This window comes from Sorangium sp. So ce726, assembly GCF_051521405.1.
GTDB lineage: Bacteria > Myxococcota_A > Polyangia > Polyangiales > Polyangiaceae > Sorangium.
Map to the genome: position 1 here is coordinate 3,899,677 of NZ_CP150349.1, position 23,914 is coordinate 3,923,590.

Here is a 23,914-nt window from a genome sequence, read left to right on the forward strand (position 1 = left end):
GCGCGGCCCGGCCGGTACACGGCCCGCGAGGGAGCCCGCGCGCTGCGCTCGCGACAAGGTGACGAGCGCGACGGTGGACTTGTCGCCGTGCGCTCCCCATCGTGCAGGAGAACCCATGAACGACGCTCTTCTCTACAAAGATGCCAAGCAACCCGTGGGAAAGCGGGTGGAAGACCTCCTGAGTCGGATGACCCTGGACGAGAAGGTGGGGCAGCTCATGCAGCTCGACGCCCAGGGAGATCTGGAGGACGCGATCGGGCGGATGAAGGTCGGCAGCCTCCTGCACTGTAACGGGAAGGACGCTGACACGGCGATCCGGCGCGCGCTGGACACCCGCCTTGGTATTCCGGTGCTGATGGCCGACGACGGGATCCATGGTCATTCCTTCTGGGCGGGCGCCACGATCTTCCCCACGCAGCTCGGCATGGCCTGCAGCTGGGATACGGGGCTCCTGGAGCAGGTCGCGCGGGTGACCGCCGCCGAGATGCGGGCCACGGGCCTCAAGTGGACGTTCTCTCCCGTCCTGTGCCTCACACGCGATCTCCGCTGGGGCAGGGTGGGGGAGACCTTCGGCGAGGATCCCTACCTCATCGGGGAGTTCGCCTGCGCGATGATCAAGGGCTATCAGGGCAAGGGCCTGGACGATCCGGACGCGGTGCTGGCCACGGCCAAGCACTACGCGGGGTACTCGGAGACGCTGGGCGGCCGTGACGCCTCGGAGGCGAACATCTCGCGGCGCTACCTGAGCTCGTATTTTCTGCCGCCCTTCGAGCGGGCCGCGCGGAGCGGCTGTATGGCCTTCATGACTGGATATCAGTCCATGGACGGGATCCCGGCCACCGCCAACCGCTGGCTCCTGACGGAGGTCCTCAAGGAGGAGTGGGGGTTCGAGGGGATCCTCGTGACCGACTGGAACAACGTGGGCAATCTCGTGCTCGATCAGAAGGTCTGCAAGGACATGGCCGAGGCGGCCACGGTGGCGGTCCGAAGCGGCAATGACCTGATGATGGCGACACCGCAGTTCTACGAGGGCGCCCTGGAGGCGGTGCGCCGCGGGCTCCTGGCTGAAGCCGAGATCGACGCGGTCGTGCGGCGCGTCCTGTCGCTCAAGTTCTCCCTCGGGCTCTTCGAGGACCCCGGGTACAGCAGCGAGCAGCGCATCCAGGAGATCATCGGGTGTGCGGCCCACCGGGACCTGAACCTGGAGGTCGCGCGGGCGTCTCTCGTGCTGCTCAAGAACGACCGCCTCCTGCCGCTCGCGGAGGCGGCGGCGTCGAGGCCATTGCGGCGGATAGCGGTGATCGGCCCCAACGCAGACGACACAATCGCCCAGCTGGGCGACTGGTCGCTCGGCTCGGGCCAAATGAGCGGCGGCAACGGGCCGCAGCACCCCCGCTCGAGCATCGTCACGATCGTGGATGGGATACGGGAGCTCGCGCCCCCGGGGTGTGAGGTGGTCTATGCCGCGGGCTGCTCGGTCGTCAGCGAGGACGAGTCCGGCATTCCTGCGGCGGTCGAGCTTGCCCGGAGCGCCGACATGGTGGTCCTGGTTCTGGGGGATCGGATCGAGTTCATCGGCGAGGTGAGGAGCACAGCGACCCTCGAGCTCATGGGCGGTCAGAAGGCCCTTTCGGACGCGATCGCCAGGACCGGCGTGCCCACGGTCGTTGTCCTCGTCAACAGCAAGCCGCTGGTCCTGCCGCGCTCGGCGCTCGGCGCGGCGGCGATCCTCGAGGTGTTCAATCCGGGGATGATGGGCGGGCGGGCCGTGGCCGAGGCGGTGTTCGGGACGATCAACCCCTCTGGCAAGCTGACGATCTCGTTCCCCTACCACGTGGGCCAGCAGCCGATATTCTACAACCAGGCCCGCGGTCAGCACGGGAATCGCTACGCCGACCTCACGCAGGAGCCGGCGTTCGCCTTCGGCTTCGGTCTGAGCTACACGCGCTTCACCTACGGCGATCTGAAGGTCCTGACGCCGAGCGTGGAGCGAGGCGGGACGGCGTCGTTCGAGGTGACGATCACCAACGCTGGCGGGCGCGAGGGCGTCGAGATCGCCCAGCTGTACATCGAAGATCTGGTGACGTCGTCGACGTGGGCGCAGAAGGAGCTGAAGGCGTTCCGCCGCGTCAGCCTGGCCGCGGGGGAGGCGCGCAAGGTGCGCTTCGACGTGCCCGTGGCGGAGCTGTCCCTGGTCGACGCGGAGGGGCGCCGCGTGGTGGAGCCGGGGGATTTCCGTGTCCACATCGGCTCGTCGTCCAGGCCCCAGGACCTGCTCAGCGCCGGGTTTGCCGTGGCATAGGGCCGTATCGGCGACGGCCGCCGGCGGTGCGGTGGTGACTCAGGCCGGAAGGTGCCGCACACCTCCGGCCTGAATTCCAATTTTCGCCGGATCGTGTATCACCGTCAACGGGGCGACGAGTGAGGCCTCGGCGCCCGAGGAGGGAAGGACCCATGACGGCGAAGCGGGTGGCGCTGGTGACGGGCGCGAGCACGGGGATCGGCCGGAGCGTGGCGGAGGCGCTCGCGAGGAACGGGTATGTGGCCTTCGCGGGCATGCGCGATCCCAATGGCAGGAACCGAGCGGCGCGCGACGAGGTGGCCGGCCTGGCGACCGCGGGGATCCCCATCGAGGCGGTCGCGCTCGACGTGACGGACGACGCCTCCGTGGCCGCGGCGGTCGCGACGGTCGTGGAGAAGACGGGGAAGATCGATGTGCTCCTGAACAACGCGGGTGGCTGCCTGATGGGGCTGACCGAGTGCGGCAGCATCGAGCTGCTGCAACGGCTCCTCGATACCCACGTCCTCGGGACGCAGCGCGTCTGTCGCGCCGTGCTGCCGCACATGCGCCGGCGAAAGACCGGGGTGCTCGCCTTCACGTCCAGCTGCGCAGGGCGCATCGTCATACCGACCACGACGCTCTACTGCGCGGCCAAGGCCGGGATGGAGATGATCGCCGAGGGCTACAAGCGCGAGCTCGCGTCGTTCGGGATCGACGTCGTGATCCTGGAGCCGGGAATGGTCCAGACGAAGATCTTCGACAACATGTGGCTGGACGACGACACGGCGCGCGTCGCCGAGTACGGGGCGCTCGGCGGCGTGGCGCGTGCCACGCTCGAGACGGCCAAGGCCATGAACGGGCCATCCCCGGAAGAGCTCGCGGGCGTGCTGCTGAGGCTGCTGGAGATGCCCCACGGCCAGCGGCCGCTGCGCACGACGTTCGGCGCGGACGCGGCGCTGGTCGACCCGGTGAACGTCGCCGCGGACGAGGCCACGCGGGCGCTGCACGCCCTGTACGGGGCGTGAGACGATGTCCAGCCGCTCCAGAGCTCACGCTGATCCAAGAGTGAGCTCTCGCTGCCATTGCAACCAATCGTTATGGGCGTCGCCGGTGAGGCGAGTGAGCTAGCGCTGCCCTGGATTCCCCGGCCGTCCGCCGGGTCTCGCTGCCGCTCCTTGGCCCGCGAGGTCCTGCGGCGTGGGCAGGTACTCGAGCGTCACCCAGGTCTCGCTCCCCGCCGCGCGTATCGCCCCGCGGTACAGGTGGTAATCCACGGCCTCGAACGTGGCCGTGACGGCCTCGGCCGCGGCGCCCGGCTCCGGGGCGAACGCGCCGTCGAACCGGAAGCTGCGGTGATCGATCGGGGTCAGCGCCCCCTCGATGCGCCGTGGCTCCCCGAAGCTCGCGAGCCGCCGCCCGCCGTCCCCCGGATCCGTGATCTGGCACGGGAGCCGCGGCTCCTCGCGCTCGCCGTGGTGGAGCCGGCAGAAGAACTCGCCGGGCCGCGCGTGGAAGGGAAGTCGCTCTTCCGTGCTGATCCCCGGCGAGTCCCGGAGCACCGCTGCGGGGGGCCGGGTCGGGGCGCAGCCGATGAGACCGACGACCGCGAGCCCAGCGAAGCACCAGAGAAAAGCGAATTCGGTACGCTCCCGCGGCATCCCGGCTATCGTAGGCGACGCCCGGCCGATGTCGATCCAACACGACCGCAAGCGAATGCGCCACGGTCCCTTCGCGCCGGCGCTCCTCCTGCGCGGCTTGCCCGTCGTTCTCCTCCTCGCGGGGTGCGCCGCGAGTCCGAGCAGCGCCCCTCGCGGGCCGGATCGCGCGGCGATCTCCGGGCGCAAGCCCGCGGAGCAGCGAGGAAACGTGCCTGTGACGGTCACGGCCGACCGCGGCGCCCTGCGCGGCGGCACGGTCTCGCTCGGCGTGCCGTTCCCGCCCGGCGCGCTCCTCGACGCCGCGCATCTCCGCGTCTTCGACGCTGCTGGGGCCGAGGTGAGCCGCCGCGTCGTCTCGCTCGCGACCTGGCCGGCGGACGGCTCGCAGCGCGCCGTGCTGGTGGCGTGGCGCGCCTCGCTGGACGAGGGCGCGTCCGCGACCTTCACGCTGGAGTACGGCGCGCAGGGCCGCGAGGAGTCCGGCGCGCTCGCGCCTACCCCGGACGGCGCCGCGGTCGCCCGGATGCCGCCGTCTTGGTACGCCCGGAGCCGCGTGATCGGCTATCAGCTGCCCGCGACCGAGAACACGGCATTCAAGGTCTGGGAAGAAAAGACCGAGCGCTACCTCGCCGAGATGACGCCCGCCTGGCAGGCCTATGGCATCAGCTGCGGCGCGACGGCCCTTGAGCGGACCTATTATGATGCGCCGCACGCGCTGTTCCAGCGCTTCATCCACCACGGCACCCCCGGCGCGTACCGGCGCGCGCGCGAGGAGTCGACCTGGTACCGCGGGAACGAGCTCCGCTGGTTCGCGGGCGGCGAGGTCGCCCTCTACGCGTGCGCCGATCGATGGGACCCATCGACGCCCATGGCGTGGCAGCACCTGCGCAACATGCTCGGCCAGGGGATGCTCGACGACTACCTGCTCACGGGCGATCCAGCGGCGCTCCGCGCGCTCCGCGGGCTGGGCGAGGCCTACCTGCGGAACCTGCCCGCCCTGATGGCGGGGGACACACCCCACATCCGCGCCACGGAGCGCAACCTCGCGTGGACGCTGATGGGCCTCACCAGCTACTACGCCGCCGAGCCGCGCCCCGACGTGCGCGAGGCGCTCGTCGCGCTGATCGGCACGGCGCTCGACTGGCAGCGCGCGAGCCGGAGCGGCGCCTTCGAGCACGACATCCATGCTCCAGATCCCGGCGAGTGCGGGGAAGGCCCTCACGGGGGCTCGCCGTTCATGACCTCGCTGGTCGTCGACGGCCTGATGGACGCATGGCTGCTCCTCCGCGACCCGCGTATCCCAGAGATCGTGGTCAGGGCCGCGGCGTGGTACCGCGACCACGCGATCAACCGCGACGGCGTCGCCTTCCAGTACCTCTGGGGCTGCAAGGACGTGGCGTACCAGAGCAGCGCGTGGGCGACGCTCAACCTGCTCATCTCCCACGTCTTCGGCGCGGCTTACCTGGTCTCGGGCGACACGTCGTGGCTCGACTTCGGCGACCGCATGGCCCGCCACGGCATCGAGCACCTCTACGCCGGCCGGCCGAAGAACTGGACCCAGGTGACGCGCGGCTTCCTGAAGTACATGGGCTATCGCGCCGAGGGGCGCGCTCCCTGAGCGCGGCGCTCGCCCGCCGTATACGGGCCATCCCGGAGCCTTCGGAGCCCTCCATGCTGAACGTCCTTCTCCGCCTCTCCCCGCTGCGCCCCGCCGTTCGCCTCGAGACCGTCGAGCGGCGCGACTTCACCGAGCCGCGGCTGCGCGAGCTCCACGCCCTCTCGAACGCGCTCATGGCCGAGGACTTCGGGCATTTCTGCGTTCACGCGAGGACCAACGATGTCGTCCACGTCTTCCGCCGCGCCGACACGGGAGCGATCGTCGGCTTCCAGTTCTGGAAGACCGCCCCGCTCGCCTTGCCCCGCAGCCGGGCCATCGTCGGCGGGAAGCTCAGGATCTCGCCCGACTTCCGGACCCGCGGGCTGCACCTCGCCTCCGGCCTCCTGTTCTTGCTCGAGACGAAGCGCCGCGCGCCGCGGACCCGCTTCTATCGGCTCTCGATCGCCAGCCTCTTCGGGTTCGTGTCCATCACCGAGGCGCTCGCGCGCTACGAGCTCTTCGATCCGAAGCGCCGGGGCACCGCGGAGGACGAGGCGGTGCGCGAGGCCTTCTTCAGGCTCGCCAGGGAGAGCAACTACCACGTCGACGACGAGACCGGCCTCGTCCGCGTCAACATCTTCATGACCGAGGAGACGGTGAGCCGGTATCCGCCGCGCTACTTCGAGCGCCCGGCCGCGCGGCGCTACGCCGCAGCCAACCCCGGCTTCCGCACGAACGGCTGCTACGCCGGCTTCTGGTTCCGCTTCACCAGCGAGAACCTCCTCGCCATGACCCGCGCCGTCATGAGGAGGCACTTCCGGCGGGACACCCCCGTGGATCCACCGCCCGGACATCGATAGCGTGCCGCCGTCGCCGCGAGCCTCACCACCGCGGCGATCGCCTCCGGGCAGGCCGCGGCACCGGAGGCGATTCGAGGAGCTCGCCAAAACGTTGAGCAACGACGGGCGCGCAGCGACCTGCCGGCCCTATCGGGCGTCCGCGGCCAGGCTCCTCAGAATCTCGTCCATCTGATTCACGATGAGACTCACGTGCCCCTCGCCTTCGAATTCCTGGAAGCGAGCGCCCCTCAGGACCTTGGCCGCTCGCCTCGCCATCCCGATCGGACTGTTCTGATCCAGGCCTCCGTGCCAGAGCGTGAGCTTCATGTTCTCGATCTCCTCGAGCCCAAAGCCCCACGGAGCCCCGAGAAGCTTCGCGTCCCATGCCACACCCTGACTCCCCATGTGAAAGCTCTCTCGCACGGAGTCCAGGAACCTCCGACGGAAGCCTTCATCGTCTTCGACACATCTCCTGTCCACCCCGGGCCTCTTGCGCATGTCCCGCATGACGAGCTCGTCAAAGACGTGCGGCTTCGCCGAGTTTCGTGCCGCTTTGCCCAGGCTCGCCTCCAGGAGCAACTTGACCGCCGGGGCCATCCGCGACGCGACCCAGAGCAGCATTCGCCCTTCCCAGAGCATACCTCCCGTCCCGAGCGCCACGGGGTACAGCCCGGACACGACGGCAGCCGCGCGCAATCGCGCTCCTGGGAGCGATTTCGCGCAAGCGAGCACATAGGGGGCACCGCCCGATGCGCCGAGCACGCCGAAGCGCTCGACATGGAGGTGGTCTGCAAGGGCGAGCACGTCGCTCGGCCAGTCGAGGAGGGTGCGGGCGGGCTGGAACGTGGACAGGCCGACGCCGGGGCGGTCGGCAGCAATCAGTTGAACGTTCAAGCGAAGGGCGGCGGCGTGCCAGAGCGCTCCCTCCAGGCGGGAGGCCGGAAAGCCATGAAAGTAGAAGACCGTCGTCGTGACAGGGGCCGCGCTGGCGGTGGAGGCGTGCGGGTCGGCTCCAAAGGAGGCGTAGGCAAGCGTTCGGCCATCGGAGAGCGTTAGACTCTGCGGCTCCGGGGAGAAGGAGGGCGCCACCATTTCGTTTTTTTTGTACCAGCTCAATTGTCCACGTCGCAAGTCCCCGTCCCCTGGTTCAACGCGGGAAGTCAGAAAGGACAGGGATCATCCTTCCCGCCATGCCGCCTTCATGTTGAAGGCCAGCCACCACCGCCGTATGCGAAATCGGCCATCCGGTGAGAAAATCCCCGGAGCCTCCTCCGATCTGCCACATCTTGCGCGCAGCCCGGCCACGGCGCCGCGCCACGCTCCGTCTCATGACCGACCTCTCCTCCACCGCCGGCGTCGTGGTTCGCCCTGCGGCGGCGGGCCGCCTGCGCCGGCTCGGCGCCGCCGCGCTATCGCTGCTGGTCGCCACGGCCGTATGGCTCCCGTGCCTCCACCTCTTCTTCCGGAGCGAGCCGGGCGAGCACCCCGCCTCCGGCGCGCTCTCGCCGCGCGGCCAGGCGCTGCTCGCGCATCAGCTCTCGCTCTGGGAGAAGGACAGCGCCGCGCAGGGCGCGACGCTCGCGCGGATGCGGGCCGCGAACGCCGAGTGGGATTTCATGGGGCGGACCTTCCTCGTCCTCGGCCTCGCCAACGCCGCGCTGCGGGATCCGGGCGCCGAGGCGCGCCACCTCGCCGTCATCGACCGGATCGTCGACGAGACCCTCGCGATCGAGCGCGAGCGGGGGATGCTGCACTTCATGATGCCGTACGCCACGCGGCGGCCGTTCGTGCAGCAGCCCGCGCGCAGCCTCTTCGTGGACGGCGAGATCGCGCTCATGCTGGGCGCGCGCGCCCTGGTCGCGCGCCGCGCCGATCACGAGGCCGAGCTCGACGCGCGCGTCGCCGAGATGCGGTCCCGCATGGAGCAAAGCCCGGTGCTGTCGGCCGAGAGCTACCCCGACGAGTGCTGGACCTTCTGCAACACGCTCGCCCTCTCCGCGATGCGCATGGCCGACGCGCTGCACGGCGAGCGCCGCGGCCTCGATCTCGGCCGCCGCTGGCTCGCTGCGGCGCGCGCCCGGCTCCTGGACCCGAAGACGGGGCTGCTCGTGTCGAGCTACACCCACGACGGCAGGATCCTGGACGGCCCCGAGGGATCGTCCCTCTGGCTGGTCGCGCACGCGCTGCTCCTGATCGACCCTGATTTCGCGCGCGATCAGTACGCGCGGGCGCGCCGCGAGCTCGGGGCGGAGCTCCTCGGCTTCGGCTGGGCGCGCGAGTGGCCTCGCTCGTGGGCCGGCCCGGAGGACGTGGACTCGGGCCCGATCGTGCCGGTCGTCGGGGCGAGCGCCGGATCGAGCGGCCTCGCGCTGCTCGGCGCCGCGGCCTTCGGCGACGCGCCGTACCTCGGGGGGCTGCTCACCTCGCTCGACTTCGCGGCGTTCCCGATCCGCGAGGGCGACCGGCTGCGGTACGCCGCAAGCAACCAGGTCGGCGACGCGGCGCTGCTCTACGCGCTGAGCTTCGGCCCGCTCTGGGAGCGGATCGCCGCCGCGGGAGGTGCCCCGTGAGCCGGCAGCTGGCCCTCGGCGCTGCGATGCTCGTTGCGGCCTTCGTTGCCTGCCACATGCTCGGCCTGCGCGAGCATGTCTCCGTGCTGAGCGGCACGCCCCCGCCCGCGGGTGGGGGGGACCCGTTGCTCGGCGTCGCCTACGCGCTGGCGTGGTTCGGCGGCGTGATCTTCGCGCCGATCCTCGCGATCGCGGCGGGCGTGCTCGCGGCCGTCGACCGGCTCGGGTCGCGGCGACCTGCGCCCTCTCGGACAGCTCGGCCGCCGCGCTGAGCGGCTGCCTGCGCCGCCTCGACGGGCTCGCGCTGGGCGCCCTCGCGCGCCCCGCGCTCGCTCCGCGCCCCCTGGCGATGGGCGAGCTGCTTTGCCCGCAGCACGGCGCCAGCAGCCTGCTGCCTGCGAAGCAGACATGCCGCCCGACGTGCGCCCGACGTGCCGACGTGCCGGCGCGCGCGGCGCCGCCCGGAGGGCCCAGCGGGCGCGGGCAGGGCAACGCGGACGCCGGAGCGCGCCATCCCTTCTGCGAACAGGGGGCGAGTGCAGGGTGGAATGAAACGTGCTTTGGCGCGGCTCCCTCGGCACGACAAGACACAGACCTCGTGTCTGCCGATGGAAGGAGCTGATCGTGGATCTCGAACTCACCGGCAAGCGGGCCATCGTCACCGGCGGCAGCCGCGGTATCGGCAAGGCCATCGCGCGGGAGCTGGCGCGCGAGGGCGCCGACGTCGTGATCGCCGCGCGCGGCAAGGACAAGCTCGAGGCGACCGCCGCCGAGCTCTCGGCGGAGACGGGCCGCCGTATCGTCCCGCTGGTGGTCGACACCGGCAACGAGACCTCGGTCAACACGCTCGTCGAGCGCGCCGTCGCCGCGCTGGGCGGCGTGGACATCCTTGTCAACAACGCCGCCGTGCCGGGCGGGATCTCGACCGCCACGCGCCTCGACCAGATCGTCGACGCGCAGGTGATCGAGGACATCAACATCAAGGTCGTGGGCTACCTGCGGACCGCGCGCGCCGTCGCGCCGCACCTCATCGCGAACGGCTGGGGCCGCATCATCAACATCGGCGGGCTCGCCGTGCGCAAGGCCGGCCGCCCGGTCGCCACCCTGCGCAACGTCGGCGTGGCGGCGATCACAAAGAACCTCGCGGACGAGCTCGGCCCGAAGGGGATCAACGTCACCGTCGTGCACCCCGGCGCGACGCGCACCGAGCGCACCCGGCCTGAGCCCGAGAAGGACCTCGCCGCCTCGGTGAGCATCGGCCGGATCGTCGACTCCCGCGAGGTCGCGTGGGTCGTCGCGTTCCTCGCCTCGCCGAGGAGCGTCGCGATCAACGGCGACGCCGTCGTCGCCGGCGGCGGCAGCGTCGGCCCGATCTATTATTGAGCTCTGAACCGACGGGCCCGCGCCACACGCGGGAGCGGAAGGCGACCGCGCCAGCGCGACGCCACGAGCCAACCTAGCCAAAGCACCAACGGAAAATCATGAGCATCCCGACGACCCGACTCGGCCGTACCGGCCTCACCGTTTCTCGACTGTGCCTGGGCACGATGACGTTCGGTTTCCAGACGGACGAGGAGACCTCCCGCACCATCCTGGACAAAGCCGCTGCCGCCGGCGTCAACTTCCTCGACACGGCCGACGTGTATCCGCTGGGCGGCGGTTTGCCGACGGCCGGGCGCACCGAGGAGATCGTGGGCCGCTGGCTCAAGGGCAAGAGAGACCGCTTCATCCTCGCCACCAAGTGCGTCGGCCGCGTCGGCCCGAACGCGTGGGATCAGGGCGCCTCCCGCAAGCACATCCTGGACGCGATCGACGCCTCCCTTCGCCGGCTCGGCACCGACTACGTGGATCTCTATCAGCTGCACTCCGACGACCGTGACACCCCGATCGACGAGACGCTGGAGGCGCTCGACATCGTCGTTCGCTCGGGCAAGGCGCGGTACATCGGCGTATCCAATTACCTGGCATATCGCCTGGCGCGCGCGCTCGGCCGGGCCGACGTGCGCGGGCTCGCGCGGTTCGTGTCCGTGCAGCCGCGTTATGCGCTGCTGTTCCGGGAGATCGAGCGCGAGCTGCTCCCGCTCGCGCAGGAGGAGGGCCTCGGCGTCATCCCGTACAACCCGCTCGCCGGCGGGTTCCTCACGGGCAAGCACCGCCGCGGCGAGCCGACGGCGGGTACCCGCTTCACGCTCGGCGCGGCGGCGTCCATCTACCAGCAGCGCTACTGGAACGAGCGCGCGTTCGCGACCGTCGAGAAGGTCTCGGGCATCGTCGCTGAAGCAGGCCAGTCGCTCACGACCGTCGCCGTGGCGTGGGTGCTCGCCAACCCGGCCATCACGTCGGCCATCATCGGCGCCAGCCGGCCAGACCAGCTGGACGCGACGCTCGCCGCGGCCGAGCTCTCGCTCGATCCGCAGCTCAAGGCCCGGCTCGACGAGGCGACCGCGGAGTTCCGCCACGGCGACTCGCCGCGCTGAGCCGGGGTTGAGGCGCTGCCGCGACGGCAGCGCCGGTCAGCCGCCGAGCGGCGTCTCCAGCGCCTGCCTCCGCGACAGCGTCCGCAGCTTGCTCAGCGCGCTCTCCTCGATCTGCCGGACGCGCTCCCGGCTCACCGAGAACATGCCCCCGATCTCGGCGAGCGTGTGCGGCTGCCCGCCGTCGAGGCCGAACCGGAGCCGCAGCACGTCGCGCTCGCGCGGCGTCAGCGACTCGAGCAGCGCAGAGACCTGCGCGTGCAGGCGGCGGTGGACCAGGAGCTCGTCCGGCGCGGCGCCCTCGCTCGCGAAGAAGTCGCCCTGGCGCGCTCCGTCGTCGTCCCCCACCGGAGCGTCGAGGTACACCGGCGGCAGCGCCATTTCCCGCAGCGTCTGGAGCTTCTCCATCGACAGCCCGCTCCGCTCGGCGACCTCCTCGGGCGCCGCCTCGCGCGCGTGCTCCTGCTCGAGCTCCCGCCGCGCCTGCAGCGCCCGGCGCCGGGTCTCGGCGATGTGGACGGGCACCCGGATGACCTGGCCCTGATAGAGCAGCGCGCGAGAGAGCGCCTGCTTGATCCACCACATCGCATACGTGCTGAACCGATAGCCGCGCCGGTAATCGAACTTCTCCGCCGCGCGGATCAGCCCGAGGTTGCCCTCCTGGATGAGGTCGAGCAGCGGCACGCCGCGGTGCCGGAGCTGTCGGGCCGCCGCGGCGACGAGCCGCAGGTTCGCGCGGACCATCTCGGCCCTCGCCTCCGCCGCCGCCCGGCGGGCGACGCGCATCGCCGAGAGCGTCCCCTCGATCGCCTCGCGCTCCAGCCCGCACGCCGCGGGGATCGCCGTGCCCAGCGCGCGCTCGATCCGCGCCTCCACCAGGGGGCCCAGGCGCACATCGGAGAGCCCGGCCGAGAGCGCGGCGCGCGCTCGCTGCCCGCCCGCCTCCGTCCGCCCGGACTCCGCCAGGGACCGCGCGAGCCCGAGCAGCCGCGCCATCCTCACGGACGTCGCGTCGCTCAGCGCGTCGTCGGCGTCCGCGTTCAGCAGCAGATCGCTCATGTCCACCCGCCCCGCCCGCACATCGTCGGTGAGCGCCGCGAGCGCCCGCAGCGCGACGGGCGACGCGACCCAGGCCTCGATCATCGCGCGCTCCGCCGACTCGATACGACGGCCGAGCTCCACCTCGAGCTCGCGGCTCAGCGGCGCGCTTCCCGAGATCTCCTGGAGATAGACCGCGGCGACGTCCTCGCTCGGCCGCGCCGAGGGCGCAGCCCGCCGGCTGGCGGGCGCCCCCCGCCGCGACGACGGGGGAGGGCGGGTGTCGGCGCCGATCGGCTCGTCGGTCCGCGCCTCGGCGACAGCGCCCGTTCCCTCCATGATCGTCGTCGCCGCCTCGCCCAGAAGGCGCGAGTTCGTGGGACTCTCGTTCATCTCGCCTGCTCCACCATGGTGCCGCGTTGCGCGGTGATCCGCTCGGGCGCTCGCCGGGACACGCGCCCTGAGGGCAACCCCCCAGGATGGACCATGAAGCGACTCCGGTCATGCCGCGACAGAACAAAGGGGCTGCGCGGTCTGCGCGATCCAGCGTGCGATAGCCGCGCTCACTCCAGATCGCCTGTCAGCGCGGTCAGGCGCCGGGGCGGCCCGGTCCGCCTGACCGAGAGGCGCCGGACCTCACAGCAGCACGGCCAGCGGGAGCACGGCGGGGCGCCGCGAGGCCTCGCGCCGGAACACGCGCCGCACGCCTCGGCTGAGCGCGTCCTCCAGCGCCGGCGCCAGCGTGCGCGCCGCGGGCGACAGCGCCGCGAGCGCGTCGCGCGCGCTGTCGAGGGCGGCGGCGTACAGCGGGCCGCCCTCCTCGAAGTGCGCCACGCCGCGCCCCAGGAGATCGGGGCCGCGCAAGATCTCGCCCGTCTTGCGGTCGGCCACCACCAGGACCATCACGAGCCCCTGATCCGAGATCTGCTCGCGCTCGCGGAGCACCAGCTCGGAGACGTCGAGCCCGCCGCGCGCGTCGAGCCACACCCGCCCGCTCTTCACCGTCTCGCCGAGGCACATCCGGCCGTTCTCGATGACCAGCGAGTCGCCGTCCTCGACGACGAAGACCCCTGACGCCGGCACGCCCATCCGGAGCGCCGTGCGCGCGTGGGCCAGCAGCATCCGGTACTCGCCGTGGATGGGGACGAAGTGCTCCGGCCGGACCGCGTCGAGGAGGACCTTCTGCTCCTCGGCCTGCGCGTGGCCGCTCGCATGGATGGGATCGAGGCCGCGATCGAGCACCACGGCGCCGCGCTTCGCCAGGCGGTTGGCGAGCTGGCTGACGGCGATCTCGTTGCCGGGGATCGCGCGGGACGAGAAGATCACCGTGTCGCCCGGATCGACCCGCAGCCGGTGGTGATCGCCCATGGCCATGCGCGCGAGGGCGCTGTTCGGCTCGCCCTGCGCGCCCGAAGCGAGCACGACGAGGCGCTCGGGCGGGAGCGAGGCCGCCGTGGCGTCGTCGACGAGCACGCCGGGCGGGACGTTCAGGATGCCGATCTCCTCGGCGATCCGCGTGTTGGTCGCGAGGCTGCGCCCGGCGAGCACCACCTTGCGGCCGAGCTGGGCGGCGAGGTCGAGGACGCTCTGGACCCGGTGGACGTTGGAGGCGAACAGCGCGACGAGGATGCGCCCCTTCGCCTCGCGAAACCGCCGGGTGAACCCTTCGGCCACCGCGGTCTCGCTGACCGACCAACCGTCGCGCTCCGAGTTGGTGGAGTCGGAGAGGAGGGCCGCCACGCCGGCCCGGCCGTACTCGGCGAAGCGCCCGAGATCGAGCCGCTCGCCGGCCACGGGGGTGAGATCGATCTTGTAATCGCCCGTGTGGATGAGGATCCCCTCGCCGGTCTCGATGGCGTAGCCGACCGCGTCGGGGATGGAGTGGGTCACGCGGAGGGGCTCGGCGCGGAACGGGCCCGCCACGAAGTGCTGTTGCGGCTCGACCTCGCGGAGCGGCACGTCGATGCCGTGTTCGGCGAGGCGCTCGCGCACCAGCCGGAGCGTGAAGCGCGTCCCGTACACGGGGACGGGGAACTCGCGCAGCAGCGACGGCAGCCCGCCGATGTGATCCTCGTGGCCGTGCGTGACCAGCACCGCGTCGACCCCGCCCGCCTCGCGAACGTAGCTGAGGTCGGGGATCGCGACCTCGACGCCGAGCACCTGGTCGTTGGGGAACATGACGCCGCAGTCGACGAGCACGCGGCGGCCTTCCTCCTCGATCAGCATCGCGTTCATCCCGACCTCGCCGAGGCCGCCGAGAGGAATAATCCGGACTCCCATGGGCGCAGCCTAGCATCGCGGATCGCACGAACAGAGGCCTCTGCTGGAGGCGCGGGGCGCGCGGACCTGCCTGCGCGAGGGCGCGGGGGGGCCGAGCTCAAGAGAGCTGGGCCCCGCGCTGCGCAGGAGGCCTGTCCCCCGGTCTGCGGATTGCCTCTGCGCAGAGCGGGAGGTACTCATGGCACAATCCAACGTTTCGCTGGGCGCATACGAGCTGCCGACGACCTACCTGCCGCCGGACGACGTACCGACTGCAGAGCTCGCCTCGCTCGCCCCAAGCGTGCGGGAGGTGCAGCGGACGACGACGATCCCCTCGAGGCCGCTCCTCGGCGCCGCGCCCCTCGCGCGGATCGTCCCCGAGGACGTGCACTCCGTCCTTGATTACTCGAACGGGCTCATCGTCGCGCTGGCCGGCCTCTCCGCGCGGACGAAGGCCGCAAAGATTGCGGGCGTCGCGCTTGGCGCGTCGGTCGTTTTCGTCTCGCTGCTCACCGACTACCGGCTGAGCCTGGCAAAGCGGATACCGATCGAGGCGCACGAGGTCATCGACCATGCCTTCGGCGTGTCGGCGATCGCCGCGCCGTTCGCGCTCGGCTACGCGAAGCGCGATCCGCTCGCCGCGGTCATCCACGTCGCGGCGGGGGCGGCCACGATCCTGGGGTCGCTGCTCACCGATTATCGCGCCGTGAGGGGCGCCGGGCGCCGGCCGAGGCGGGTGTAGCCGCGCGCGCAGCCGGCCAGCACCGGCACCTTCCCATGTGCCGAGTCGCCCCACCCTCGGTCCCACCAACGCTCCCCAATGCCCCACGCGAGCCGCTGTGTCCCGCCCACGGGACTCGCGATGTCCGTGCCAAGGCGCACATCACACACCTGCAGCGCTGATCCTGAGGTTCTCCAGGCACTTGCCGCAGGCGTTCTCCCCATGCAACCATCGAAATCCTATGCGCCAGACCAGGATTGGTGATCTGCCCTTCACACTGGTTGAGCTGATGTACGAAACGGGGGATACCGTCCTCTACCGCGCGCAGCGTGACGCCGACGGCGTCCCCGCGACGATCAAGGTGCTGAAGGGCGAGCACCCCGGCCAGCGGCACGTCGCGCAGCTGCGGCACGAGCTCGAGATATCACGTCACCTCCAGCTCGAGGGCGTCATTCGCGCCGACCGCCTGGAGAAGGTGCCGGGCGGGGCCGCGCTCGTGATGGAGTACTTCGCGGGACTGCCGCTCGACAAGCTCGCCCGCTCGACCCCGCTCGACCTGAAGGCGAAGCTGCGTATCGCGTCGTCGCTGGCCGGGACGCTGGCGGAGGTGCACGGAAAGCAGGTCATCCACAAGGACGTCAAGCCGCAGAACATCCTCGTCCACCGGGAGACGGGTCAGGTGAAGCTGATGGACCTCGGGAGCTCGACGCGGCTCTCGGAGGAGGCGCTGGCGGCGGAGAGCCCGGACCTCGTGGAGGGGACGCTGGCCTACATGTCTCCTGAGCAGACAGGCAGGATGAACCGCGTCATCGACTACCGGACCGATCTCTACTCGCTGGGCGTGACGCTCTACGAGCTCTTCGCGGGGGTGCTCCCGTTCCAGGCGACCGATCCCATGGATCTCATGCACAGCCACATCGCGCGGGTCGCGACGCCGCTCTGCGAGCGGTCGCGGGAGCTCCCGAGAGCGGTGTCGGACATTGTGCAGAAGCTGATGTCCAAGGTCGCCGAGGAGCGGTACCAGAGCGGCACTGGCCTCAAGGCGGATCTCGATGCGTGCCTGTCGGCGCTCGAGGCGGCCGGGCGGATAGAGCCGTTCGAGCTGGGGTCTCGCGACGTATCGAGCGAGCTCAGGCTGCCGCAGAAGCTCTACGGCCGCGATCAGCAGATGGCCGAGCTGCTCGCCGCCTTCGAGCGGGCGCGCGGGGGCAGGTGCGAGCTCCTGCTCATCTCGGGGGGCGCGGGCATCGGGAAATCGGCGCTCGTGAACGAGATCCAGAAGGAGGTCGCGCAGCGGCGCGGGCGCTTCGTCGAGGGGAAATTCGATCAGCTGAGCCGCACCATGCCGCTCGCGCCCGTGGCCGGCGCGCTTCGCCAGCGCGTCCGCCAGCTCTTGACCGAGCCGGCCGAGTCGCTCGGGCACTGGAAGGACAAGCTGCTCCAGGCCGCGGGGAAGAACGCGCGGATCCTGGTGGAGCTCATCCCGGAGCTCGAGCTCGTGCTCGGGCCGCAGCCGCCGGTGCCGGAGCTCGGGCCGAGCGAGTCGCAGAACCGCTTCAACCTCGTATTCCAGGACTTCCTGCGCGCCATCGCCACGGCCGAGCACCCCGTGGTGCTCTTCCTCGACGATCTCCAGTGGGCCGACCCGGCGTCGCTGAAGCTTCTGCAGCTCGTCGTGACCGATCCGGCGGGGGCCTACCTGCTCATCATCGGCGCGTACCGGGATCAGGAGGCGATCGCGGGGCAGCCGCTCACGATCTGGCTCGGGGAGCTGCGGGCGGCGGGCGTCGCGCGGCGCGAGCTGCTGCTCCCGCCGCTCGCGCTCGCCGACGTGCGCCAGCTGCTCGCGGACGCGCTGGGCGCGCGCGCGGAGCAGACAGAGGCGCTCGCCGAGGTGCTCTATGCGATGAGCAAGGGCAACCCCTTCTTCTTGAGCCAGCTGCTCAAGGAGCTGTACGCGGCGGGGCTCGTGTCGTTCGACCCGGGGGCCGGGCGGTGGGCGTGGGACCTCGAGTCCATCCGGCAGCGCTGGGGCACGGTGAACGTGCACGATCTGCTCGTGGACAAGATGCAGCGGCTCTCGCCCGAGACGCAGCGCGTGCTCCAGCTCGCGGCGTGCATCGGTCATCAGTTCGACCTGAAGACGCTGTCGACAGTGCGCGAGCGGCCGCCTGCGGAGGTCGCTGCGGATCTCTGGGAGGCGCTGCGCGAGGGGCTCGTGCTGCCGCTGGACTCCGACTACCGGCTGCTCCACGCGTCCGACGGCGCGCACGCGGAGCAGCCCCTGTCGGTGAGATACCGGTTCCTGCACGATCGCGGGCAGCAGGCGGCCTACAGCCTGATCGAGGACGCGCAGAGGCAGCAGGTCCACCTCCGGATCGGCCGGCTCATGCGGGCGCAGCTCGACGGGGAGCCGCGCGACGAGGACCTGTTCAAGGTCGTGAGCCACGTGAACGTCGGCGCGGCGCTGATCGAGGAGCGGGCGGAGCAGCTGGATCTTGCGCAGCTCAACCTGACCGTCGGGCGGCGGGCCAAGGCGTCCATGGCGCACGCGGTGGCGGCCGAGCACTTGAAGACGGGGCTGTCGCTGCTCGGGCCGCGGGCGTGGGAGGAGGAGTACGAGCTCTGCTTCGCGCTGCACCGGGAGCGGGCGGAGTGCGAGTGGCTGAGCGGCAACGAGGCGCAGGCCGAGGCCCTGATCCGCGAGCTCCTCGAGCACGCGCGCTCGCGCCGGGAGCGCGCGGAGGTCTATAACCTCCGGATCCTCGTGCACACGATGCGCGGGGAGTTCGCGGACGTGCTCCGGGTCGGCCGGGAGGGCGTGGCGCTGTTCGGGATCGAGCTGCCGGAGCCGACGGAGGCCCTCTACGCGGCGTTCGGGGCCGCGCTCGCGGAGATGCCCGGCCACCTCGCGGGGCGCCACATCGAGGAGCTCGTTCACGCGCCGTGGGTCGGCGACGAGGAGCAGCTGGCCGTCCTGCGGCTCCTGGCGGCGATGATCCCGGGGGCGTACACGCTGAACCCGGCGCTTCTCGCGCTCATCGCCGCGACGCAGGTGAACCTCTCGCTCCGGTACGGCAACTCGCCCGCGGCGGCGTGCGCCTATGGCGTTTACTGCCTGCTGCTCGCGGCGGCGATGGGGAGGTACGAGGAGGCGCGGCAGTTCCAGCGCGTCTCGCTCGCGCTCTGCGAGCGGTCCGAGGGGGTGGAGCTGCAGTGCAAGGCGTACCTGGTGTGCGGCGCCCCGTCCCACCTCTTCGAGCCGGTCCGCGCCTCGGTTGCGTGCCTCACGAAGGCGTACCAGGCCGGGCTGAGCTCGGGCGACTTCAGCTTCGGGGCCTACGCCTGCCTGAACGCCGTGACGATCCTGCTGTCCTCGGGCCACGAGCTCGGCGCGCTCCGGGAGGAGCTGGGCGTGTTCCTGCGGTTCCTGCAGCGGACGAAGGATCCGCTCGCCACGCCGGTGCTCGTCGTCGCGCAGCAGATGATCGCGTGCCTGGAGGGCAGGACGAGCGGGCGCAACAGCCTGACCGACGCGTCGTTCGACGAGGGCGCGTTCCTCTCGGGGCTCGTGCCCGCGCAGGAGCTTCCGCGGTGCTGGTACTTCGTGAACATGCTCGTGCTCGCGGTGCTGTACGGCGATCACGCGGGCGCGCTGCTGATGGCGGCGCGGGCGGAGAAGCACAGCGCGAGCGCGATGGGCCTGTTCGCGGCGAACGACATCCCCTTCTACGTGAGCCTCTCGCTGCTCGCGCTGTGCGCGGCGGTGACCGAGGAGGAGCGGGAGCGGCACCTCGCCTCGGCGGCGGAGCACCGGGCGAAGATCGCAGGCTGGGCGCAGCACGCCCCGGAGAACTACGCGCACAAGGAGCGGCTCATCGGGGCGGAGATGGCGCGCGTCCTCGGGAAGGATGCGGAGGCGGCGGAGCTCTACGATCAGGCCATCGAGGGGGCGCGGCAGGCCGGGTTCACGCACCAGGAGGCGCTCGCGAACGAGCTGTGCGCGCGGTTCTACCTGCAGCGGGGGCGCGAGAGGATCGCGCGGTGGTACATGGTCGACGCCTACAGGGCGTACGCGCGGTGGGGCGCGACGGCCAAGGCGGAGCACCTCGCGAAGCAGCACGAGCCGCTGCTCGACGCGGCGTCCCTCGGCGGAGCGCAGCAGCCCAGGGGCGTCGGCACGACGGTCACGCGCAGGGGGAGCGCCGAGTCGTTCGACGTCGCGACCGTGGTCAAGGCCATGCAGGCGGTCGCGAGCGAGACGGTGCTCGACCGGCTCCTCGAGCGGCTGATGCGGAGCCTGGTCGCGAACGCGGGGGCGCAGCGTGGCGCGCTGATCCTGGAGCGCGACGGGAAGCTCACGATCGTGGCCTCCATGCGCGTCGACCCCGACGCGGTGCAGACGGGGCTGTCGATCCCGGCGCTCGAGAGCAAGGAGCTCGCGACGAGCGTGGTCCAGCTGGTCGCGAGGACGCGGGAGCCCGTGGTGCTGAACGACGCCCGGCAGGACGGCCGCTTCGCGGCCGATCCGTACGTCGTGGAGCGGAGGCCGCGCTCGATCCTGTGCCTTGCGATGGCGCACCAGGGGCGCTCGGCGGGGCTCCTGTACCTGGAGAACAACGTGGCCCCGAGGGCGTTCACGCCGGGGCGGGTCGAGATCTGCGGGCTCCTGGCCTCGCAGGCGGCCATCGCGCTGGAGAACGCGCTGCTCATCGCGAGCATCCGCGCGGGCACCGAGGCGCTTCAGCGCTCGAATGAGCAGCTGCAGCGGGAGCTCGAGCTGCGCGAGGCGTCCGAGGCGGAGCGGGAGCTCTTGCAGCAGGAGATGCTGCGCCGGCAGACGCCGCTCATCCCCATCACGGACGACGTGCTGGTGATGCCGATCGTCGGCGCGATGGATGGCGAGCGCGCCCAGCGGGTGCTGGAGACGGCGCTGGAAGGGTTCCAGTCGAGGCAAGCCAAGGTGGTGATCCTGGACATCACCGGCGTGGCGCGGGTCGACGCCGCGGTGGCGGAGGCGCTGATCAAGACGGCCAAGGCGCTGCAGCTGCTCGGGGCCAAGACGGTGCTCTCCGGGGTCCGGCCGGAGGTGGCCCGGGCGCTGGTGGAGCAGAACGTCTTCCTCGGATCGGTCGTGACGATGGGGACGCTGCAGAGCAGCATCGCGTATGCGCTGGGGCCGCGCGGCCTGCCGGGGTCGGTCGCGCGGCGGGCAAGGGCGACGCCGCCGGCCTGACGCGCGCAGCAGCGGGGGAGATGGCCAGCGGGCGGACCTGCCCGCTCTCGAGGGCGGTGAACGACGGCGCGCTTGAGAGCGATGCTGCCATCAGGGATGCTGACGAGAGCGCCCAACGTCGCCGACCGTGAGCGGCGCAGTCGATTCACGGGTGCTTCCATGCTGTCGAGTGACCCCCAGCCACGCGACGACGAGCCCGGACTGGAAGGTAAGAAGAAAAGATTATTCACGTGCGCATCGAGGCGTGATGCGATTTTGCCAGGTGGTCGGGGCGCCGAGGATCGGGACGGACGGTGCCGAGGAATACGAATGCCAGGCGCCGTCGTTGGCACGGGCGACCGATGAAGCACCGACCATCAACCCTCCTCCTGGCCGCGCTCCTCGCCGCGGCTTGCTCGCGCCCTTCCAGAGAGACACCAGCCGTCGAGCGCAGCGCCGAAGTCGCCGGGACGGCGGCGCCGGCTCCGCCAGCCTCTCCGCCGCCGCAGAAGCTCCAGGCCGTCACCCGGGTCGGCAGCGCGCTCGCGCGCGCGCCGCAGGATGACGCGCTCTATCTGGCCGACGAGGACCACGCCGTCCTCCGGCGCATCCCGCTTCCCGTCGACGTGAGCACGCCGCCTGTCGAGATCGCCATGCCGGGGCGGCCGGCGCAGGTCCTCGCGCTCGCGGACCGCGTGCTCGTCACGATCCGCGATCCCGGGCTCCTCCTTATCTTGCGGCCCGATCCAGCGGCGGGGCTCGTGGAAGCGGCCCGCGTGCCCCTGCCGGCCGACGCCTGGGGGCTCGCGATCACGCCGGATGAGCGCACGGCGCTCGTCACCAGCGCATGGGCGGGCAAGGTCTCTGCGGTGGACCTCGCGACCGCGACCGCGACATGGTCCATCGATGTCCCGCGCGAGCCCCGCGGCGTCGTGATCCGCGAGGACGGCGCGGCTGCGTACGTCACGCACCTCACGTCCGCCGCGCTCACCCGGATCGCGCTGCGTGGCGCTCCCGAGGCCAGGCCGTTGGCCCTCCCGCCGTCGCCTTTCCGGGCTCCTCATGGCAAGTCGCTCTCCGCGTCGCTCGGCTACGCGGCCGCGCTCTCGCCGGATGGCCGCCGCCTCTTCGTCGCACGCCACGCGCTCGGCGCGCTCGGCGAGCAGGCGTGGTTCGGCGCCTCCACGGTCGATGTCCTCATGACGAGCGACGATGCGCCCCTCGCGCCCCGGCGCCGCCAGGGCACGCCGCTCTGGCGGGCGGGCGGCCTCGACGATGCGCCGTTCGACGACGCGGAGCTGGAGCTCCCCAACACGTCGCTCGCTCCGTTCGTCCAGCCGCGCGCGCTCGTGTACCGGAAGAGCACCCGCACCCTGCTCGTCGCCAGCGAGGGCACCGACGCCCTGGTGGAGCTCGACGCGCTCGCGGTCGATCCGGCGCTCCGGCCGCTCCGCACCTACGATCTCGGCCGCCATGCAGGGCCCGACATCTACGTGGCGACCCTGTGCGGCGCGCCCAGCGGTGTCGCGCTGTCCGCGGACGAGTCCATGGCGTGGGTGTACTGCCGTTCGACGGACGCCCTCGCGATCGTTCGCCTCGACGAGCACCGCGACGACGCTCCGTTCGAGCTGAGCCCCGTGCCGTACATCGCGCTGGCCGCCGCGCCGGTCCCGCAGCAGGCCGCCCTCGGCCGGAAGCTCTTCTACAACGCGGTCGACTGGGGCACGAGCGGCGGCCTCGGGTGCGCTGGCTGCCATCCGGACGGGCGCGACGACGGCCATGTGTGGCACGAGGCTCACGTGATGGACATCGGCGGCGAGAGCGTCAATTTCCTCGGATCCGCCGAGAACCAGCCGGTCGACGTGGAGCCGCGCGGCGGCTTGCCTCGGCAGACTCCCATGCTCGCGGGCCGCTTGGCGACGGAGGGGCCTTATGGCTGGAACGCCCAGAGTGAGAACCTGGCGGAGCGCCTCCGCGAGGGGTTCGGACTTCACCGGTGGGGGCCCGGTGGCCTTGGCACAGGTGAGCTCGCCCTGAGGGCGCGCTACCTGGCCGCGTTCCTGCGCGCGGGCCTCGTGCCGCCGCCCAGGGAGGCGCGGAAGCTCACGCCGCAGGAGGAGCACGGCCGCGCCCTCTTCATGAGCGACACGGCGCAGTGCGCTCGCTGCCACGTGCCCGAGACGGAGCACTCCGACCGCATGGGCTACCCGATGCCCGGGTTCGCGGCGCGGCCCGGGTTCGCAGAGGAGAAGGCGGGCCAGGTGTTCAAGACGCCCTCGCTGCGCTTCGTCGGCGGGACGGCGCCCTACTACCACGATGGATCCGCGAGGACGCTCGAAGAGCTCATCGACGCCAACCAGGACCGGATGGGTCGCACCAGCCACATGTCGAGGAATGACAAGGCGGCGCTCGCCGCCTTCTTGAGGACGTTATGAAGAAGAGAGCGGTGATCGGGATGGTCCTGCTCGGCGCGCTCGCGCCGGCGCAGGCCGCGGAGTCGGTGCTCGCCCCGGCGGGAGGCGCGGCGGCCGCGCCGCAGGCGGGAGCCGCGGGAGACCCGGCGGACGCGGGAGGAGGCGCGGAAGCGCCGCAGAAGCGCGCGCTCGAGGCGACGCCGCTGCCGCCCGAGCGGACGGCGCGGCCTGCAGCGGCCGAGTGGGATGCCGCGGAGCAGGTGTCGCTCGCGCGCGTCGCGAGGGGCGGCGCGTGCAAGGCGCGCCGGCAGCGCGAGTGGCTGCGGATCGACTGCAGCGTTCCGTCGCTGGTCGCCGTGAGGTCGCTCGGCGCCGGGGCCGGAGGCGAGTCTGTCTCGGTCGGCGAGCACAGGACCGACGAGGACGGCCCTTTTCCGTCGAGCGTATCGGTGATTTTCCCGGTCCGGATCGGCGACAGGAGGGTCATCGAGATCCTCTCGATCGAGGAAGGATACCGCTTCCAGACCGGGCTTTTGACGAGCGTCATGATCTCCGAGCAATGGCTCGAAGGCGACGCCGGGCCGCTCGTCAGCGCGCTCTGAACACACGCCGGCGCGACCGTCGACGCGCCGGCCCTGCGAGGCGCCACGCGCCCGGGCGACATCCACACAAATTCGGAGGCATCCCGCGCTCCAAGTCGGGAAGCCGCGAGCGAGCGGGCGCGCTCTGCATCGAGATCCCGTTCGCGAAATGTTGCCGTGCTCACCGTGCGACGCCGCATCGTGTGCGCCTGCCACCTGCTACCCGCACTCACGCGTGGCGCGTGGCGCGTGACGAGATCGACCCGC

General features: G+C 71.5%; 16 protein-coding genes. 12 read left to right on the forward strand and 4 right to left on the reverse strand.

The window, feature by feature from the left end; genetic code table 11:
• Positions 1 to 115: 115 nt before the first annotated feature.
• The gene (locus WME79_RS14720) at positions 116 to 2,302 is read left to right on the forward strand and encodes a glycoside hydrolase family 3 N-terminal domain-containing protein (RefSeq protein WP_437535514.1); all 2,187 of its coding nucleotides are present in this window, start codon (positions 116 to 118) and stop codon (positions 2,300 to 2,302) included.
• A gap of 152 nt (positions 2,303 to 2,454) precedes the next feature.
• Positions 2,455 to 3,306: an SDR family NAD(P)-dependent oxidoreductase gene (locus WME79_RS14725; RefSeq protein WP_437535517.1), complete on the forward strand. Its 852-nt coding sequence runs from the start codon at positions 2,455 to 2,457 to the stop codon at positions 3,304 to 3,306.
• Between the two features lie 99 nt (positions 3,307 to 3,405).
• Here the strand turns inward: WME79_RS14725 and WME79_RS14730 are convergent, their stop codons facing one another.
• On the reverse strand, positions 3,406 to 3,939 hold the full coding sequence (locus WME79_RS14730; protein ID WP_437535519.1) for a hypothetical protein: 534 nt from the start codon (positions 3,937 to 3,939) through the stop codon (positions 3,406 to 3,408).
• A gap of 28 nt (positions 3,940 to 3,967) precedes the next feature.
• Here WME79_RS14730 and WME79_RS14735 point away from each other — a divergent pair, with 28 nt between their 5' ends.
• Entirely contained in the window at positions 3,968 to 5,557 is a 1,590-nt protein-coding gene (locus WME79_RS14735; protein WP_437535522.1) for a hypothetical protein, read from the forward strand.
• Positions 5,558 to 5,610: 53 nt separating this feature from the next.
• Complete coding sequence (locus WME79_RS14740; protein WP_437535525.1) at positions 5,611 to 6,396, forward strand: hypothetical protein; 786 nt, start codon at positions 5,611 to 5,613, stop codon at positions 6,394 to 6,396.
• A gap of 126 nt (positions 6,397 to 6,522) precedes the next feature.
• Here the strand turns inward: WME79_RS14740 and WME79_RS14745 are convergent, their stop codons facing one another.
• Complete coding sequence (locus tag WME79_RS14745) at positions 6,523 to 7,464, reverse strand: alpha/beta hydrolase (protein WP_437535528.1); 942 nt, start codon at positions 7,462 to 7,464, stop codon at positions 6,523 to 6,525.
• A gap of 239 nt (positions 7,465 to 7,703) precedes the next feature.
• On the opposite strand from WME79_RS14745, the gene WME79_RS14750 reads away from it, so the two are divergent.
• From WME79_RS14750 to WME79_RS14765, 4 genes are all read left to right on the forward strand, one after another.
• The gene (locus WME79_RS14750) at positions 7,704 to 8,945 is read left to right on the forward strand and encodes a hypothetical protein (protein ID WP_437535531.1); all 1,242 of its coding nucleotides are present in this window, start codon (positions 7,704 to 7,706) and stop codon (positions 8,943 to 8,945) included.
• Entirely contained in the window at positions 8,942 to 9,217 is a 276-nt protein-coding gene (locus WME79_RS14755; RefSeq protein WP_437535533.1) for a hypothetical protein, read from the forward strand. The genes WME79_RS14750 and WME79_RS14755 overlap by 4 nt, the downstream gene beginning before the upstream one ends.
• Positions 9,218 to 9,569: 352 nt before the next feature.
• On the forward strand, positions 9,570 to 10,328 hold the full coding sequence (locus WME79_RS14760) for an SDR family NAD(P)-dependent oxidoreductase (RefSeq protein WP_437535535.1): 759 nt from the start codon (positions 9,570 to 9,572) through the stop codon (positions 10,326 to 10,328).
• A 98-nt stretch (positions 10,329 to 10,426) separates the two neighbouring features.
• The gene (locus WME79_RS14765; protein ID WP_437535538.1) at positions 10,427 to 11,422 is read left to right on the forward strand and encodes an aldo/keto reductase; all 996 of its coding nucleotides are present in this window, start codon (positions 10,427 to 10,429) and stop codon (positions 11,420 to 11,422) included.
• A 36-nt stretch (positions 11,423 to 11,458) separates the two neighbouring features.
• On the opposite strand, the gene WME79_RS14770 is transcribed toward WME79_RS14765, so the two are convergent.
• Both WME79_RS14770 and WME79_RS14775 read right to left on the reverse strand, forming a co-directional pair.
• Complete coding sequence (locus tag WME79_RS14770) at positions 11,459 to 12,850, reverse strand: sigma-70 family RNA polymerase sigma factor (protein WP_437535541.1); 1,392 nt, start codon at positions 12,848 to 12,850, stop codon at positions 11,459 to 11,461.
• A 243-nt stretch (positions 12,851 to 13,093) separates the two neighbouring features.
• Positions 13,094 to 14,737 (reverse strand): ribonuclease J, encoded by a 1,644-nt coding sequence (locus tag WME79_RS14775; RefSeq protein ID WP_437535543.1) that lies wholly within the window; start codon positions 14,735 to 14,737, stop codon positions 13,094 to 13,096.
• Positions 14,738 to 14,915: 178 nt separating this feature from the next.
• Between WME79_RS14775 and WME79_RS14780 the strand changes: the two genes are divergently transcribed.
• From WME79_RS14780 to WME79_RS14795, 4 genes are all read left to right on the forward strand, one after another.
• Positions 14,916 to 15,458, forward strand: coding sequence for an SPW repeat domain-containing protein (locus WME79_RS14780; protein ID WP_437535546.1), 543 nt, complete (start codon positions 14,916 to 14,918; stop codon positions 15,456 to 15,458).
• A gap of 268 nt (positions 15,459 to 15,726) precedes the next feature.
• Positions 15,727 to 20,673: an AAA family ATPase gene (locus WME79_RS14785; RefSeq protein ID WP_437535548.1), complete on the forward strand. Its 4,947-nt coding sequence runs from the start codon at positions 15,727 to 15,729 to the stop codon at positions 20,671 to 20,673.
• A 341-nt stretch (positions 20,674 to 21,014) separates the two neighbouring features.
• Entirely contained in the window at positions 21,015 to 23,087 is a 2,073-nt protein-coding gene (locus WME79_RS14790) for a hypothetical protein (protein WP_437535551.1), read from the forward strand.
• Positions 23,084 to 23,668 carry a hypothetical protein gene (locus tag WME79_RS14795; RefSeq protein WP_437535553.1) on the forward strand — a complete coding sequence of 195 codons (585 nt, stop codon included), beginning with the start codon at positions 23,084 to 23,086 and terminating at the stop codon, positions 23,666 to 23,668. Before WME79_RS14790 ends, WME79_RS14795 begins: the two co-directional genes overlap by 4 nt.
• Positions 23,669 to 23,914 lie beyond the last annotated feature (246 nt).